Source organism: Kitasatospora sp. NPDC048722 (genome assembly GCF_040650235.1).
In the GTDB taxonomy this organism is placed as follows: Bacteria; Actinomycetota; Actinomycetes; order Streptomycetales; family Streptomycetaceae; genus Kitasatospora.
The window spans coordinates 42741-58234 of sequence record NZ_JBEZGX010000037.1; the positions used below are offsets into that span (position 1 = coordinate 42741).

The following is a 15494-nucleotide window of genomic DNA, read 5'->3' on the forward strand; positions in this document are numbered from 1 at the left end:
GCTATTCCGCGCCGCGCTCGTGCTCGGCCAGGAACTGCTCGAAGCGGCGGCCCAGCTCGTCCGCCGAGGGCAGGTCGACCGGCTCCGCCAGCAGGCTCTCCCGGCCGTCCGCGCCCGCCACGGCGTCGTACTGGCCCTCCATGCCACGGATCGCGGACCGCAACTCGCCGTCCCCCTGGGACAACTGCTCCTCGATGTCGGCGTGGACCTCGTCGACCCGGCGGCGCAGCCCCGTGCCCGGGAGCACCAGGCCGGTGGCCGACTGCACGGCCTCCAGGATCAGCACGGAGGCGGCCGGGTAGGCCGAGCGCGCCACGTAGTGCGGCACGTGCACGGCGAAACCCAGGACGTCGTGGCCGGACTCGGCGAGCCGGTACTCCAGCAGCGCCTGCGCGCTGCCGGGGACCTGCGCCCGCTCGAACCACTGCGGGTGGTCGGCGGCCAGGTCGAGCCGGTTGCCGTGCGGCGTCAGGCCGACCGGGCGGGTGTGCGGCACGCCCATCGGGATGCCGTGGAAGTCCAGGCTCAGCCGGACCTCGAAGCGCTCCACCAGCTCGCGGACGGCCCCCGCGAAGCGCTCCCACTCGACGTCCGGCTCGGGGCCGCTGAGCAGCAGGAACGGCGCGCCGGCCGCGTCGCGCACGAGCTGGAGCAGGATCTCCGGCGGGTCGTACGACGTCCAGTGGTCGCGGTCGAAGACCATCGACGGGCGGCGGGCGCGGTAGTCCACCAGGCGGTCGTGGTCGAAGCGGGCGACGACCTGCGGCGACCCCGACTCCAGCAGGTGGTCCACCACCTGCCCGCCGGCCTCGCCGGCGTCCATGAAGCCCTCGAAGTGGTGGAGCAGCACGAGGCCCGCACCGGTGTCGCTCAGCTCGGCGTTCGCCGCGGCCACGGCGGCCACGCCCTGCTGATCCAGCTCGTACAGCGCCTGGAAATCACGCACCGCGCACCCAACCCCGTTCTCTGCTCGTACCGGCGGACCCGGCTGTTCGCCCTTCTCGTCGTCTCCAGCGTGCGGCACCCCGCCGGAATTCCCGCCCGCCCGGACGACGTCGCCGCGGGCCGTGGCCGACCGCCGCGCACCATGATCGCACCCGATCGAAAAGCCGCTGGTCAGGGGGGTCGCCAAGGGGTCCCGGCAGCAAGATCGGGAGCACGCCGCGACGACCCGAGCCCCCATTCGTGTGCCGCGAAGTGACGCACCGCCTTCTGGCGGGTATCGTCCTCTCGCTGCCTCGCATCGTCGCGTCGTCATCACGTCGTCCGTAACGCCGTCGATCACGTCCCGGATCGGTGCCGGCAGAACCCACGACGCATCTTGCCTTCATCTGGCCGCCCGCTTCCTTTCGCGCTCTCGTTCCTCCTCGGCCATCTCGCGGACGCACACTGTCCCCTCGCTCATCCCGCCGGACCGGTCCGTGGACCCGTGTCCGTTCCGGCACCCGCGCCGTCCGCTCCGGACCGCCGCCCCCGCCCCGCCCGACCGGACCTCCGGCGCGCGCCGGGGTACCCGGTGGTCGGACACCGGGCCGGGGCGAACCAGTCCACCGCAGCCCGTGCCGCACCCCGGCGCGAGATGCCCCCTACGACCGATGAAGGACAGAAGGTTCCGTGCCCGTACCTGTCACCCTCACCGGCCGCACCGTGCGGCTGGAGCCCCTCGCCGCGCACCACGCCGAGGCCATCGCCGAGGCCGGCGCCGAGGACCGTACGACCTACGCCTTCACCCCCGTCCCACACGGCCTCGAAGCGGCCCGCGACTACGTCGCGCGCGCCCTCGCGGACCAGGCCGCGGGCCGGTCGCTGCCGTTCGCGACGGTGAACGCCGCCGACGGCAGGGTGGTCGGCTCCACCCGCTTCCTGGAACTCGACTACTGGCAGGGCCCGCTGGTGTGGCCGCCGGTCCCGGGGGTGCCGCACGGCGACCCGGCCACCGCCGTGCCGGACGCCGCGGAGATCGGCAACACCTGGCTCTCGCCCCGGGCCCAGGGCACCGGCATCAACACCGAGGCCAAGCTGCTGATGCTGCGCCACGCCTTCGAGACCTGGGGGGTGCAGCGGATCTCGCTGCGCGCCGACGCCCGCAACCTGCGCTCGCGCACGGCGATCGAACGGCTGGGCGCGACCTCCGAGGGCGTCCGCCGGGCGCACTCGCGCGGCCTGGACGGGGTGGTCAGGTCCACCGCGTTCTACTCGATCCTGGACGCCGAATGGCCGGCCGTCCGGGACATCATCGAGCTGCGGATCGCCAACGCCACGTCGCCGAGCGCCCCGGATCCGGAGATCAACCAGGAGTGCCTTAGACACGGCGGCAGCGGCTCCGGCCATCTGAGCTACGGCCTGAGCGTCACGGCCTGAGCCGCCCTCCGCCGGCGGACTCCAGGACCCGGGCGAGGGCGGCCGGGTCCACCGGGCCCCGGCCGGCCTCGACGACCGCCGAGACCGGGCGCCAGCCGCCGCGGACGCGCGTGACCGCCACCTCCCACAGCGGGTGGCCGCTCCCGGCGTCGCAGATCCGGAGCGCGCCCTCGTGGCTGTGGACGGCCCGTGCGCGCTGCCACTGCTCGTCGCTCCACACCACGTCGGGGACGGGCAGCGGCCGCGGCACGAGCATGTCGTCACGGCCGCGCCCGGCCGTGACGGACCCCGGCTCCGGGAAGGCCCAGGCGGGCAGCGGCTCGCGGGCGGACCGCCAGGCCTCCGGGATGCCGGCGGTGCCGGTGTGCGCGGCGACCACTCCCCCGGTGATCGCGGCGACGGTGTCCATGTCGCCACCGGCCGCGACCGCCTCCCACACGGCCGCCGGATAGTCGCCGAGCCGGCGGGCGGCGCACCACAGCGCGTACGGGACGGTGTCGGCGGCGGACGTGCGGCTGCCGTTGCCGAGCGCCCTCGCGGCGACCCGGAAGTCCGGCTCCGCGAGCAGGCGGACGGCCTCGGCGAGCCCGCGGCGGACGGCGCCGTACGGGGTGCGGCGCAGGACGTTCTCCAGCAGCCCGTCCGGCGTCAGCGGCTCGCTCCGTGCCCGCACCGCGTACGCGGCGGCCACCGCCACGGCGATGGCACCGTCGACGGCCTGCGGGTGGGTGTGCGTGATCACCGCCGTCCGCGCGGCCAGCCGGACGCACTCGTCCGGCTCCCCGGCCAGGGCGGCACCGAGCGGAGCGACCCGCATCGCGGCACCGTTGCCGTACGAGCCCTGGCCGTCGAAGACTTCGGCGGCCAGCGCGGCGGCGTCCCCGCCCTCGCGGATCAGCCGGAGCATCCGGTTGGCGGCCGGGCCGTAGCCGCGGTCGAAGTCGTGGCGGAGGGCGAAGGCATAGGTCAGGTCGAAGGTGTCGACGGTGCCGCGTTCGGTGTGGGCGGCGTACACCGAGCAGGCCATCTCGGTGTCGTCGGTCCACGGCCACGGCGCGGGCGGGGTGGTGCGGGTGGCGAGGTGCGCGGCGGCGACCTCGGGTACGAAGAACTGGGCGCCGAAGGCATCGGCCACGGAGAGGCCGACGAGTGCGTCGAACGCGGGGCCTCGATGGGGAGTCGTCATATGCCCCCAGCTCAGCGGCCGGCCGAGGCCGCGTCAACCTGTTTTGCCGGGCCCCTCCCACGGGCGATGTTTCGCATACATCCGATCCCGGCGGGAAGCACCGGGGCATGACCCGCGCCATTCCCCTCAACCCGGTCGACTCCCTCGACCCCGTCGGCCTGCTCGGCGCCGACCATCAGCACGTCGTCACCCGGGCGCAGCTGCGCCACCTCGGGGTGCCGTCCGGCACGATCGCCCACCGGCTGCGGCCGGGCGGGCCGTGGCAGCAGGTGCTGCCCCGGGTGATCTGCCTGCAGACCGGGCGCCTGACCGCGCATCAACGGCTGCGCGCCGCGCTGGCGTACGCGGCGCCGAAGGGGCGGTCGCCGCAGCCCGGGGAGGTGCTGCTGACCGGGTTCGCGGTGCTCGCGGAGGCGGGTCTGCCGAGCGCCGGGCACCCGGCCGACCTCATCGGCGTCGACGTGCTGATCCCGGGGCAACGCCGGGTCTGCGACCGCGAGTTCGTCCGGATCCACCGGGCGGCCGGGCCGATGCCGGGCGGGTACGAGCGGGACGACGGCCTGTGGAGCACCACCGTCGCGCGGGCACTGGCGGACCTCGCCCCGCGCGAGCCGGGACTACGGCGCTTCCGGGCGCTGTGCGCGGAAGCCGTCCAGCGGCGGCACTGCGAACTCGGGGAACTGCTGGACCACTTGCTGGCCCGGCCGGGTGCGCTCGGGCTGCCGCAGGTCGCCCAGGCGGTCGAGGACCTGACGTCCGGGGTGCGGTCGGTGGTCGAGGGCGAGGCGCGCGACCTCCTGCGGAGCTCGGGCCTGTCGGAGCCGCTGTGGAACCCGGTGCTGTTCCTGGACGGCCGCTTCCTCGCCGTGCCCGACGCCTACTGGCCGCACGCGTGCGTGGCGCTGGAGATCGACTCCCGGGCCTGGCACCTGCGCCCGGCCGACCACGAGCGCAGCCTGGTCCGGGCCAACCGCCTCACCGCCTCGGGGCTCCCGGTCGTCCGCACCACCCCGGCCCAGCTGCGCCGCGACCCGACCCCGGTCCTCCACGAACTGACCGCCCTGCTGACCACCGGCCCCCACGGCCCGCACGCCAGGATCACCTGGCGGCGGGCGCGTTGAGGGCGTCAATTCCCTTGCGGACCCGAGGAAGTGTGCCGCGCACCGGCGAGCTCGGCCGCGGCCACGAGGCGCTGGAGTTCGGCGAGGTGGGCGGCGAGGGCGGCGCGGCCGGCGCGGGTGGCGGAGAGCCAGGTGCGGGGGCGCTTGCCGACGTACCCCTTCTTCACGGCTACGTAGCCGGCCTCTTCGAGTGCGCTCGCGGCCTTGCTCAGGACGGAGTCGGAGACCTCGCAGTGGTCGCGGACGGCACCGAACTCGGCCTCCTGGCAGGCGCCCAGGAAGGCGAGCACGGCGAGCCGGGTGGGGTGCTGGAGCAGCGGGATCAGCACGGGGGCCATCAGCCGGCCTCCCGCAGCCGCCGGATCCGGCGGTTGACGCCCTGGTTCGACACCCAGAAGGCCACGCCGGCGGCCAGACCGGCGACCGTACAGATCCACTGCGGCCCGCCGGCCGCCACCCACGTGAGCGCCGCCGCGGCCAGCCCGACCAGCGTCACCGCGAGGACGGCCAGGACGACGGCGCCCCCGGTGCCGGGCGCCATACCCTTCGGCATGATGCCGCTGCCGCGCATGGCGGCCCGGGCGGCGAGGCCGGAGAGCAGGCTCCAGGCGCCGCTGAACACGCCGACCAACCAGATCCGCTGCGTGTCGATGGCGTAGCCGACCACCGTCCCGTAGGCAGTGAAGCCGGCCGCGAACGCCGGCCCGTACCAGTTCGGCAGCGGGACCGGCTGCCGGGCGGCCGCCCTGGCGCGGTCGGCCAGGCGCAGCGCCTCGGCGGCGGGCAGGTCGGCGGGCACGGAAACGGAGTCGCTCATGGAATCCCCCTCGGACGGCGACGGTGATTCCACTATGGCATCTACTTTCCGAACTGGAAAGTACTTTCAGCAGCGCGGGTCGATCTCCTGGAAGGTCGCGTAGTGGTCGGGGGACCAGTACTGCTCGCCGGCCCCGCCGGTGACGACGCGTCGGGTGCCGCGGTCGTTGGAGCCCGGGGTGACCACGGTGAACTCGTGGTAGTAGCCGTCGGACTTCTTCGGCAGGCGGCTCTCGCGGTTCTCGAAGACGATGCCGTCGCGGTTGTACGGGTAGGGGCCGCCCTTGTCGATCAGGCCGAGGGTGTCCTGGGCCTGACTGGGGAGCTTGGTGCGGCAGACGTCGGCCAGCGCGGGGTCGGCGGGCACCCAGGTGCCGCTCGGGGCGGGGGTGCGGCCGGCGGGCGGGGACGGCTTCGGGGCCTGGGACCTGGCGCCCGGGGAGCCCGCGGAGTTCGCGGCGGACTGGGCGGCCGTGGTGGAGGAGCCGGAGGCCTTGGAGTGGCTGCCGCCGCCCTTGCCGGCGAGCAGGTACCCGGCCGCGCCGAGGACGGCCAGGATCAGGACGGCCACGACTACGAGCGGGCTTTTGCGTCTGGTCATGCGCACCAGCTTGCCAGGACCGGGGGTGGGCCACGGGTGGGCGGCCGCCGCCACACACACGTACGGCCGGGCGGGGACGGACGCCGTTGTCCGTCCCCGCCCGGCCGTGTTACGTACGCCGGTTCTCCTGCGCCGAGCTCCGGTGCACGCCCTCCCGGCGGGAGGGAGAGCGGTCAGTCGACCACGCGGGTGAGGAGGGGATGCCTCCCTGCCTCAGCGCGAGTCGCTGCCCGCCGTCTCGATGGCGGCGCGGCCTGCCTCCAGGCGCGCCACCGGGATCCGGAAGGGGGAGCAGGACACGTAGTCCAGCCCCACCTCGTGGAAGAAGTGGACCGAATCCGGGTCGCCGCCGTGCTCGCCGCAGACGCCGAGCTTGAGGTCGGGGCGGGTGGCCCGGCCGGCCTCGACGGCGTGCTTGACGAGCGAGCCGACGCCGTCGCGGTCGATGGTCTCGAACGGGGAGACCCCGAAGATGCCCTTCTCCAGGTAGGCGGTGAAGAACGAGGCCTCGACGTCGTCGCGGGAGAAGCCCCACACCGTCTGGGTCAGGTCGTTGGTGCCGAAGGAGAAGAACTCGGCGGCCTCGGCGATCTGACCGGCGGTCACCGCGGCACGCGGCAGCTCGATCATGGTGCCGAGCTTGATGTCCAGGCTCACGCCGGTGGACTGGGCGACCTCGGCGAGCACGCGCTCGCACTCGTCGCGGACCAGCTCCAGCTCCTGGACGGTGCCGACCAGCGGGATCATCACCTCGGGGCGCGGGTCCCCGCCGGCCAGCTTGCGCTCGGCGGCGGCCTCGGCGATGGCGCGGACCTGCATGCCGAACAGGCCGGGGATGACCAGGCCGAGGCGTACGCCGCGCAGGCCGAGCATCGGGTTCTGCTCGTGCAGCTTGTGCACCGCCTGGAGCAGGCGCAGGTCGTTCTCGTTCGGGTCCTTGCGGGCCTCGGCGAGGGCGACGCGCACCGACAGCTCGGTGATGTCCGGCAGGAACTCGTGCAGCGGCGGGTCGAGCAGGCGGACGGTGACGGGCAGTCCGTCCATCGCCTGGAAGAGCTCCAGGAAGTCGCTCTTCTGCAGCGGCAGCAGCGTGGAGAGGGCCTGCTCGCGGTCCTTGTCGTTGTCCGCGAGGATCAGGTGCTCGACCTCCTTGCGGCGCTCCTCGCCGAGGAACATGTGCTCGGTGCGGCACAGGCCGATGCCCTGGGCGCCGTAGCGGCGGGCGCGCCCGCCGTCCTCGGCGTTGTCGGCATTGGCGCGCACGGCCAGGCGGCGGCGGCCGTCGGCGTGCGACATCAGCCGGTGGACGGCCTGGACCAGCCCGCCCTGGACGTCGGCGCCGGCGTGCAGGGTGCCCTCGAAGTACTCGACGACGGGGGACGGCAGGACCGGTACCTCACCGAGGTAGACCTTGCCGCTGGCGCCGTCGATGGAGACGACGTCGCCCTCGTGGACCACCAGGCCGTCGGCGGTGGTGAACTTGCGGGACTTGGTGTCGACCTCCAGCTCCTCGGCGCCGCAGACACAGGTCTTGCCCATGCCGCGGGCGACGACGGCGGCGTGCGAGGTCTTGCCGCCGCGCGAGGTGAGGATGCCCTCGGCCGCGATCATGCCGTCCAGGTCGTCCGGGTTGGTCTCCCGGCGGACCAGGATGACCTTCTCGCCCGAGCGGGACCACTTGACGGCGGTGTAGGAGTCGAAGACGACCTTGCCGATCGCGGCGCCCGGCGAGGCGGCGAGGCCCCAGCCGATCTGCTTGGACTCGGCGGTCGGGGCGAAGCGCGGGAACATCAGCTGGGCCAGCTGGCCGCCGGTGACGCGCATCAGGGCCTCGTCCAGGTCGATCAGACCCTGGTCGACGAGCTGGACGGCGATCCGGAAGGCCGCGGCGGCGGTGCGCTTGCCGACGCGGGTCTGCAGCATCCAGAGCTTGCCGCGCTCGATGGTGAACTCGATGTCGCAGAGGTCGCGGTAGTGGTTCTCGAGCTTCTGCATGATCGCCATGAGCTCGTCGTACGACTTCTTGTCGAGCTTCTCCAGCTCGGACAGCTGCAGGGTGTTGCGGATGCCGGCGACGACGTCCTCGCCCTGGGCGTTGGACAGGTAGTCGCCGTAGACGCCCTGCGCACCGGTGGAGGGGTCGCGGGTGAAGGCGACGCCGGTGCCGGAGTCCTCGCCGAGGTTGCCGAAGACCATGGTGCAGACGTTGACCGCCGTGCCGAGGTCGTTCGGGATGCGCTCCTGGCGGCGGTACAGCCGGGCGCGGTCGCCGTTCCAGGAGTGGAAGACGGCGTGGATGGCGAGGTCCATCTGCTCGCGCGGGTCCTGCGGGAAGGCCCGGCCGGTCTCGCGCTCGACGATGCCCTTGAACACCTCGACGAGTTCCCGGAGGTCGGAAGCGTCCAGGTCCAGGTCGTTGACGGTGCCCTTGGCGTGCTTGGCCTCGTCCAGGGCCTCCTCGAACAGCTCGCCGTCGACGCCCAGCACGGTCTTGCCGAACATCTGGACCAGGCGGCGGTAGGAGTCCCAGGCGAAGCGCTCGTTGCCGGACTGGGCGGCGAGGCCGGCCACCGAGGCGTCGGACAGGCCGATGTTCAGGACGGTGTCCATCATGCCGGGCATGGAGAACTTGGCGCCCGAGCGGACGGAGACCAGCAGCGGGTTGTCGGCCTGGCCGAGCTTCTTGCCCATCTCCTCCTCGAGGGCGGCCAAGTGGGCGCTGATCTCCTCGTGCAGGGAGGAGGGCTCGCTGCCGGTCTCCAGGAAGACCTTGCAGGCCTCGGTGGTGATGGTGAACCCCGGAGGGACGGGGAGACCCAGGTTGGTCATCTCGGCCAGGTTCGCGCCCTTGCCGCCAAGAAGATCCTTGAGGTCCTTGTTTCCTTCGGTGAAGGAGTAAACAAACTTCTGCTGGGACGGCACGGGTCGGTCTCCTCGTACGCGGTTGCCCTGACGCCGGAGAACATACCCATTTCGAAGGTCTTTCTCTGCCCCCAATAGGCCGTACGAGGCCGGTACCCAGGGGTAACCCGCTAGATCGAAAGCGCGTAAAGGCGTTCACCTCTGTAGCCGAAATCGTCCGGCTGACGCGAGCCAGCCTTCAAGTCTTGAAAGCAAGGAAACGTGAAGATCACACGATCCGGACGCACGGTAGCCGGTGGTGGTCGACCGCGTTGCCCCGGCTTGATTTCCTGCACCCGAATCGGCCGTCCGTGGCCGGGCGGCTTCGGGAAGCGATCCACGGCCGATCTGGCCATTTCGTCCACTGACCCCGCGTCAGCCTCGGCCGCGTGTGGCAAGTGTCACCAGCGCGTCACGCCGGCCGGACGTAGTCCGACTCCGACGATCGTCGCACTCCGTCCAGAATCGTGCTCGCTGAGTCATGATCCACTGCCGAAAGGGAGCCCTCCTGTCCAGATTGGACAAGAGGGCTGGGCCAGGGCGTCGGACCCGCCATGAGGGGTCATTTCGACGCTCCGGACAGATCACCCGCCAGAGGTGTCCGATTCGGCGTCCTCGCCCGGCCGGGCGCAGTCATACGGATCGTCCAACCAGCCCTCGGGCAGGACCACGCGGTTGTTGCCGGCGGTCCGTCCGCGCGGGCCGTCGGCACCGGCCGGCCAGGGCTGGGACTGCTCCACCAGGGCCAGGGTTTCGGCCAGTTCGGCCAGCGACGACGAGTTGGCCAGCCGCACCCGCAGCTCGGAACCGACCGAGAAGCCCTTGGTGTACCAGGCGACGTGCTTACGGAAGTCGATCACTCCGCGTGCCTCGTCGCCCAGCCACTCGCCGAGCAGCTGCGCGTGCCGGACCATCGCCGCGGCGACGTAGGCGAAGTCCGGGCGGGCGTAGTCGACGTCGCCCTCGAAGATCGAGACGAGGTCGCGGAACAGCCACGGACGGCCCAGGCAGCCGCGGCCCACCACGACGCCGTCGCAGCCGGTCTCGCGCATCATCCGCAGCGCGTCGTCCGCCGACCAGATGTCGCCGTTGCCCAGCACCGGGACGTGCGCCGGCACGGACTCGCGCAGCCGGGCGATCGCCGACCAGTCGGCCGTCCCGCCGTAGTGCTGGGCGGCGGTGCGCCCGTGCAGGGCGATCGCGGCCACGCCCTCCTCGGCGCCGATCCGGCCGGCGTCCAGGTACGTGAGGTGGTCGTCGTCGATGCCCTTGCGCATCTTCATGGTCACCGGCAGGCCGCCCGCGTTGGCGACGGCCTCGCGCAGGATCTCGCGCAGCAGGTTGCGCTTGTACGGCAGCGCCGAGCCGCCGCCCTTGCGGGTCACCTTGGGGACGGGGCAGCCGAAGTTGAGGTCGATGTGGTCGGCCAGGCCCTCGTCCGAGATCATCCGGGCGGCCTTGCCGACCGTCACCGGGTCCACGCCGTACAGCTGGATCGAGCGCGGCTTCTCGCTCGGGTCGAACTTGATCAGCTGCATGGTCTTGGCATTGCGCTCGACCAGCGCCCGGGTGGTGATCATCTCCGAGACGTACAGGCCCTTGCCGCCGCTCTGCTCCCGGCACAGGGTGCGGAACGGGGCGTTGGTGATGCCGGCCATCGGCGCCAGCACGACGGGCGGCCACACCTGGATCGGGCCGATGTCCAACGGCGCGAACTCAGAGCTGGTCGCGGTGGGTGCGGGCGTGGCTGTCATGCGCGGCTGACCTCGGGAGCAGGGGACGGGACTCTCCATTGTCCCCCACTCGGCTCACCCGCTTCGGCCGTCGTCGCGGTAGCCGATCCGCAACGAGCCCGACACGACCGAGGCCCGGAGGCTGTCCGGGCTGGAGGCGTCGGGCAGCTTCGGGTCGACGCTGCGGCTGCCCGAGCCGACCTGCCCGCTGAAGGCGTACCGGCTGCCCTTCGGGAGCGTCACCGTCGCCGAACCGGAGGTGGTGCTCACGTCCACGGCGTGCGGGGCCCTGACGAAGTCCAGCTCCACGGAGCCCGAGGTGCTGCTCGCCTCCACCCGGGCCGAGGTGAGCTCCGTACCCTGCACCATGCCCGAGGTGGTCCGGGTGTGGACCTCGCCGGAGAGGCGGTGCAGGTTCAGCGCCCCGGAGGTCGCCTCCAGCCTGACCTCGCCGCCCAGGTCCGCCACGTCGACGCTGCCCGAGTCCACCGAGCCCGCGACCTCGGTGCCGCTCGGCACTTCCAGCTCGATCTCGGCACCGCAGCCGAAGAAGGGCAGCGGCTGTCGGCAGGACACCGCGACGACCAGGACGTCGCCCTCGACCTCGGTCGAGACCTGCGGCGCGCGGAACGTGTAGTCCAGGTTCTTGCGGATCACGACCCGGCCCTCCTTGCCCGCCCTGACCTGCACGGACGCACTGCCCGCAGCCAGCTGGAGCTTGCGGACGGCGTGGTCGTACGTCCGCTCCGCCGTCGTCTGCTGGCGCGCCACCAGGCCCCAGGTCTGCGAGGCGCCCATGATCGTCACGAACGCGACGGCGAGCGAGCCGGTGATCCGCCAGGCCTTCGCCCTCCCGAGCGCCCGGTCCGCCGCCCCTGGCCTGGCCTCCCCCGTAGCGTCCGCCATGGCTAGCCGACCTCCAGGAAGCGCAGCACGGCCATCACCCGGCGGTGGCTGTCGTCGGCCGGCGGGAGGTCGAGCTTGGTGAAGATCGAGTTGATGTGCTTGGCCACCGCGCTGTCGCTGACCACCAGGGACGCGGCGATCGCGGCGTTGGAGCGGCCCTCCGCCATCAGGGCGAGGACGTCGCGCTCGCGCGGGGTCAGCTTCTCCAACGGGTCCCGGTGGCGGCGCACCAGCAGCTGGGCGACGACCTCCGGGTCCAGCGCGGTGCCGCCCGCGGCGACCCGCTGGAGCGCGTCGAGGAAGTCGTCCACGTTGGCCACCCGCTGCTTGAGCAGGTACCCGACGCCGCTGGTGTTGGTGGACAGCAGGTCGGCGGCGTAGCGCTCCTCCACGTACTGGGAGAGCAGCAGGACGGCCACCTGCGGCCACTGCCGGCGGATGACCATCGCGGCCTTCACGCCCTCGTCGTGGAAGCCCGGCGGCATCCGGACGTCCGCGACCACGACGTCGGGGCGGTGCTCCTCGACGGCGACCAGCAGGGCTTCGGCATCGCCGACCTCGGCCACGACCTCGAAGCTCACCGCCTCCAGCAGCTTGACCAGCCCGACCCTCAGCAGGACCGAGTCCTCGGCGATCACAGCGCGCACGGCAACTCCACGGTGAGTGTGGTGGGGCCCCCGAGGGGGCTGAGAACGGACAGCGTGCCGTCGACGGAGGCGGCGCGCTGGCGCAGACCGGTGAGCCCGCTGCCCCGCGTCGGATCGGCGCCGCCGACGCCGTCGTCGCTGACGACCAGGCGCAGCCTGCCCCCGGCCGTCCGCACCGACACGTCGACGCTCGTGGCGCGGGCGTGCTTGGCCACGTTGGTGAGCGCCTCGGAGACGGTGAAGTAGGCGACCGCCTCGACCGTCGGGGCGATCCGCTCGGCCAGTTCGACGTCCAGGCGCACCGGCAGCGGGGCCCGGGCGGCGATGCCGGACAGCGCCGCGTCCAGGCCGCGGTCCTCCAGGACGGCCGGGTGCAGGCCGCGGACCAGGTCGCGCAGTTCGTCGATGGCCGCCTGCGCCTCCTCGTGCGCGGCGACGATCACCGCCATGGCGTCCGGCGGGACGTCCCTGAGGGTGCGCCGGGCCAGGCCGAGGTTCATCGCGAGGGAGGTGAGGCGCTGCTGGGCGCCGTCGTGCAGGTCGCGCTCGATCCGGCGGCGCTCGGCGTCGACCGCGTCGACCAGGCCGGCCCGGCTCTCGGCGATCTCCTCGACGCGGCGCTCCAGCGCCTGCGCCCGGTTCGGGCCGAGCAGCTTCTGCGCGGCGCCGGTCTCCAACCAGGCCACCAGCGCGGCCAGCCAGGGCGCCACGGCCAGCAGCAGCACGCCGGCGACGGTGAGCGCCACGTCGATCCCGGCCAGTTCCCAGCGCAGCGGGGTGTCGACCGGCATCATCCACACCCAGCCGTACAGGGTGGCCAGCACCAGGCCGGCGCCCCAGCACCAGACGACGCACAGCGAGGCGAGCGCCAGGAGCGGGCCGACGAGCAGGTGGTAGCCGATCTGACGCCAGTTCACCCCGGTGCTCAGGTAGGTCAGCGGGCGGCCCCGGCGGGTCGCGCCGGGCGGGGGCGGCACGTCCACCCCGGCGAGGGCGCGCAGCCGGCCGCGCTGGGCGGCGGTGAGCGGGCGGGCGAGGACCACGACCAGGGCCGTGACCGGGAACAGCAGCGTCGGCTCGGTGACGGCCAGCCAGACCGGTGCGGCCAGCGGGATCCCGGCGGCTATGAGGCGGGCGTCCCGCCAGGCCGCCGCCGACCACGGAGGCCTTCGCAGGCTCCTGACGAGCGCTCGGCGCAGCGTGGTGGAGGGCATGACCGACAGCGTAGAGGCCCATGATCACCGGGTGCCATGAAGGGGTGTGCAGAACCGGGGTGTAGCTAGGTACACCCCGGGTTCGGGGTAGGGCACTACCGACAGCGGGGTGGTCCCGGCGGAAGGCTTGGGGGCATGACGAGCACCGCATCGCACTCCGCCACTCCGCCGCACGGGCGGCCCGTCCCCGGGGACCACGGGGGTGTTCCCGGGGACGCGCTCCGCCATGCGCCGGAGCCGGAGGGGACGCTGCCGGCCGGGCCCGGGCCCTGGTCGGTGCGCAGCGTGCGCGCCGGCCGCGGCCGGGCCGCGCTGGAGGTGTACGAGCACGGTGAGCTGGCCGACGTCCTGGTCGCCGCCCGGCTCACGCCGCAGCTGCTGCGCGGGGCGCGGCGGACGGCGGCGGGCGGCCGGGTGTCCCGCGTGCTCGCGTGGGGGCGGCTGGCGGCCGGCGGTGCGGTGCCGGCGGTGGTGTTCACCGGCGGCGGGTGGCTGCGCGGGCCGCGGGCCGCCGTGGCGGGTGAAGTCGTCGCGGTGGCCGGGCAGTTCTGGCTCGCCTGGGCCGAGGGGCGGTTCACCGCGGTCGTCGTCTCGCATCCGGCGGCGGGTCCGGTCGAGCGGCTGGCGCTGGAGCGGGTGCGGGTCCCGGCGGCCGTCGGGGGTGCGGCGTGAGCACCGCGGTCCTGGCCGGGCGCCCGGCCGCCGGCCCGTTCTTCCCGTCCATCCGCCCCGGCGCGCTGGACCGGCTCGACCGCCTGGTGCGGCCGGCCCGCTTCGAGCGGCTGCCCGCGCTGGCCGCCGCCGCGCTGCTGCCGTGGCTCGCGGTGCTCGCGGTCTGCCACGAGACGCCGTGGGTCGTCCTGGACCTGCTGGAGTTCGCCGCCCTGCTCACGCTCGACGCGGCCGTGCGCCGGCGCAGCGCCGCCGCCCGCTGGGCGGGCGGGGCGGTCGCGCTGCTGCTCGCCGGGGACGCGCTGGTGGACGTGGCCTTCGCCGGGCCCGGCCACGCGGTGCTCGCGGCGCTGGTCATGGCGGGCTGCGTCGAACTGCCGCTCGCCGCCGTGTGCCTGCTGCTCGGGCGGCGGGCCGCGGCCCGTTAGAGCTTGTTCGGCAGGAGGTTCATCAGCTCGCGGGTCCGCTCGTCGCGCGGAGTGTAGGTGATCATGCGCGAGCCCAGCCGGGGGCCCAGCCAGAAGTTGGTGTACTCGCAGTAGAGCATCCCGACGCCGGGCACCAGGAACCGCTTGACGCCGTTGCCCGGCCTGGCCACGTCGTGCCGCCGCCAGGCGGCCTCGAAGTCGGGCGAGGCCTTCTGCAGGCGCGTGACCAGCGACTTCCACCCCGGGTCCGCACCGTGGTCGGCCATTGCCGCGCGGAAGCGGGCCACGATCACGTCGCGCTCGGTCTCGTAGTCGACGAGCACCTCGCGGAAGCGCGAGGGCGTGAACGCCAGCCACATGAGGTTGCGGTCCTCGGGGGGCAGCGCGTCGAGGTCGCCGACGATGGCGGTGTACTGGGCGTTGTACGCGAGGATGTCGTAGCGGGTGTTGACCACCCCGGCCGGGTAGGGCGACATCTGCTCCAGCACCAGGCGCACGCTCGGTGTCACCGACGGGCACTCGAACACCGGCGCCGGATCCTCCGCGCCGGCCAGCGTGAACAGGTGCGCGCGCTCACTCGGGTCCAGCAACAGCGCGCGGGAGACGGCGTCCAGCACCTGGGCGGACACCTGGATGTCCCGGCCCTGCTCCAGCCACGTGTACCAGGTGACGCCGACGGCGGCGAGCTGCGCGACCTCCTCGCGGCGCAGCCCCGGCGTGCGGCGGCGGCCGGTGGGCGGCAGGCCGACCTGCTCGGGCGCGAGGCGCTCGCGGCGGCTGCGGAGGAAGGCGGCGAGGTCGTGGCGGCGGGCGTCCGCGGGGGTCGCCGTCCGGGTGCGCACGGAGGAGGCCCCCGCGGTGGGCGCTTGCGCGGCGGCGGTCGTCAGGCTCATGTGTTCTAGGATGCG

The 15494-nt window shown here is 73.5% G+C and carries 15 protein-coding genes; 4 read left to right on the top strand and 11 right to left on the bottom strand.

The genetic code is table 11. The features are described 5' to 3' along the window. Position 1 precedes the first annotated feature (1 nt). Positions 2-946, bottom strand: a complete 945-nt coding sequence (locus AB0C76_RS25500; RefSeq protein ID WP_359969737.1) for a PAC2 family protein — start codon at positions 944-946, stop codon at positions 2-4. Between the two features lie 668 nt (positions 947-1614). Between AB0C76_RS25500 and AB0C76_RS25505 the strand changes: the two genes are divergently transcribed. Continuing rightward, positions 1615-2361 (top strand): GNAT family protein, encoded by a 747-nt coding sequence (locus tag AB0C76_RS25505; RefSeq protein ID WP_359969740.1) that lies wholly within the window; start codon positions 1615-1617, stop codon positions 2359-2361. Here the strand turns inward: AB0C76_RS25505 and AB0C76_RS25510 are convergent. Further along, on the bottom strand, positions 2351-3547 hold the full coding sequence (locus AB0C76_RS25510) for an ADP-ribosylglycohydrolase family protein (protein ID WP_359969743.1): 1197 nt from the start codon (positions 3545-3547) through the stop codon (positions 2351-2353). The two genes, AB0C76_RS25505 and AB0C76_RS25510, sit on opposite strands and share 11 nt — an antisense overlap. A 107-nt stretch (positions 3548-3654) precedes the next feature. Between AB0C76_RS25510 and AB0C76_RS25515 the strand changes: the two genes are divergently transcribed. Continuing rightward, complete coding sequence (locus tag AB0C76_RS25515; protein ID WP_359969746.1) at positions 3655-4668, top strand: hypothetical protein; 1014 nt, start codon at positions 3655-3657, stop codon at positions 4666-4668. A gap of 5 nt (positions 4669-4673) precedes the next feature. On the opposite strand, the gene AB0C76_RS25520 is transcribed toward AB0C76_RS25515, so the two are convergent. From AB0C76_RS25520 to AB0C76_RS25555, 8 genes are all read right to left on the bottom strand, one after another. Beyond that, positions 4674-5006 carry a transcriptional regulator gene (locus AB0C76_RS25520; RefSeq protein ID WP_359969749.1) on the bottom strand — a complete coding sequence of 111 codons (333 nt, stop codon included), beginning with the start codon at positions 5004-5006 and terminating at the stop codon, positions 4674-4676. Next, positions 5006-5485: a hypothetical protein gene (locus AB0C76_RS25525; protein WP_359969752.1), complete on the bottom strand. Its 480-nt coding sequence runs from the start codon at positions 5483-5485 to the stop codon at positions 5006-5008. The genes AB0C76_RS25520 and AB0C76_RS25525 overlap by 1 nt, the downstream gene beginning before the upstream one ends. A 66-nt stretch (positions 5486-5551) precedes the next feature. Beyond that, positions 5552-6085, bottom strand: a complete 534-nt coding sequence (locus AB0C76_RS25530) for a ribonuclease domain-containing protein (RefSeq protein ID WP_359969755.1) — start codon at positions 6083-6085, stop codon at positions 5552-5554. A gap of 213 nt (positions 6086-6298) precedes the next feature. Next, positions 6299-9007: a pyruvate, phosphate dikinase gene (gene ppdK, locus AB0C76_RS25535; protein WP_359969758.1), complete on the bottom strand. Its 2709-nt coding sequence runs from the start codon at positions 9005-9007 to the stop codon at positions 6299-6301. A 563-nt stretch (positions 9008-9570) separates the two neighbouring features. Then, a complete protein-coding gene (gene dusB, locus AB0C76_RS25540; RefSeq protein WP_359969761.1) occupies positions 9571-10740 on the bottom strand; it encodes a tRNA dihydrouridine synthase DusB in 1170 nt (389 codons plus the stop codon). Positions 10741-10794: 54 nt separating this feature from the next. After that, positions 10795-11625, bottom strand: coding sequence for a DUF4097 family beta strand repeat-containing protein (locus tag AB0C76_RS25545; protein WP_359969764.1), 831 nt, complete (start codon positions 11623-11625; stop codon positions 10795-10797). 2 nt (positions 11626-11627) lie between these two features. After that, the gene (locus AB0C76_RS25550) at positions 11628-12272 is read right to left on the bottom strand and encodes a response regulator transcription factor (protein WP_359969767.1); all 645 of its coding nucleotides are present in this window, start codon (positions 12270-12272) and stop codon (positions 11628-11630) included. Continuing rightward, positions 12260-13486 (bottom strand): sensor histidine kinase, encoded by a 1227-nt coding sequence (locus AB0C76_RS25555; RefSeq protein WP_359969770.1) that lies wholly within the window; start codon positions 13484-13486, stop codon positions 12260-12262. The genes AB0C76_RS25550 and AB0C76_RS25555 overlap by 13 nt, the downstream gene beginning before the upstream one ends. A gap of 135 nt (positions 13487-13621) precedes the next feature. Here AB0C76_RS25555 and AB0C76_RS25560 point away from each other — a divergent pair, with 135 nt between their 5' ends. Both AB0C76_RS25560 and AB0C76_RS25565 read left to right on the top strand, forming a co-directional pair. Then, positions 13622-14158, top strand: a complete 537-nt coding sequence (locus tag AB0C76_RS25560) for a hypothetical protein (protein ID WP_359969773.1) — start codon at positions 13622-13624, stop codon at positions 14156-14158. Further along, positions 14155-14586 (top strand): hypothetical protein, encoded by a 432-nt coding sequence (locus AB0C76_RS25565; RefSeq protein WP_359969776.1) that lies wholly within the window; start codon positions 14155-14157, stop codon positions 14584-14586. The genes AB0C76_RS25560 and AB0C76_RS25565 overlap by 4 nt, the downstream gene beginning before the upstream one ends. On the opposite strand, the gene AB0C76_RS25570 is transcribed toward AB0C76_RS25565, so the two are convergent. Beyond that, complete coding sequence (locus AB0C76_RS25570; RefSeq protein ID WP_359969779.1) at positions 14583-15479, bottom strand: helix-turn-helix transcriptional regulator; 897 nt, start codon at positions 15477-15479, stop codon at positions 14583-14585. The genes AB0C76_RS25565 and AB0C76_RS25570 overlap by 4 nt on opposite strands. Positions 15480-15494 lie beyond the last annotated feature (15 nt).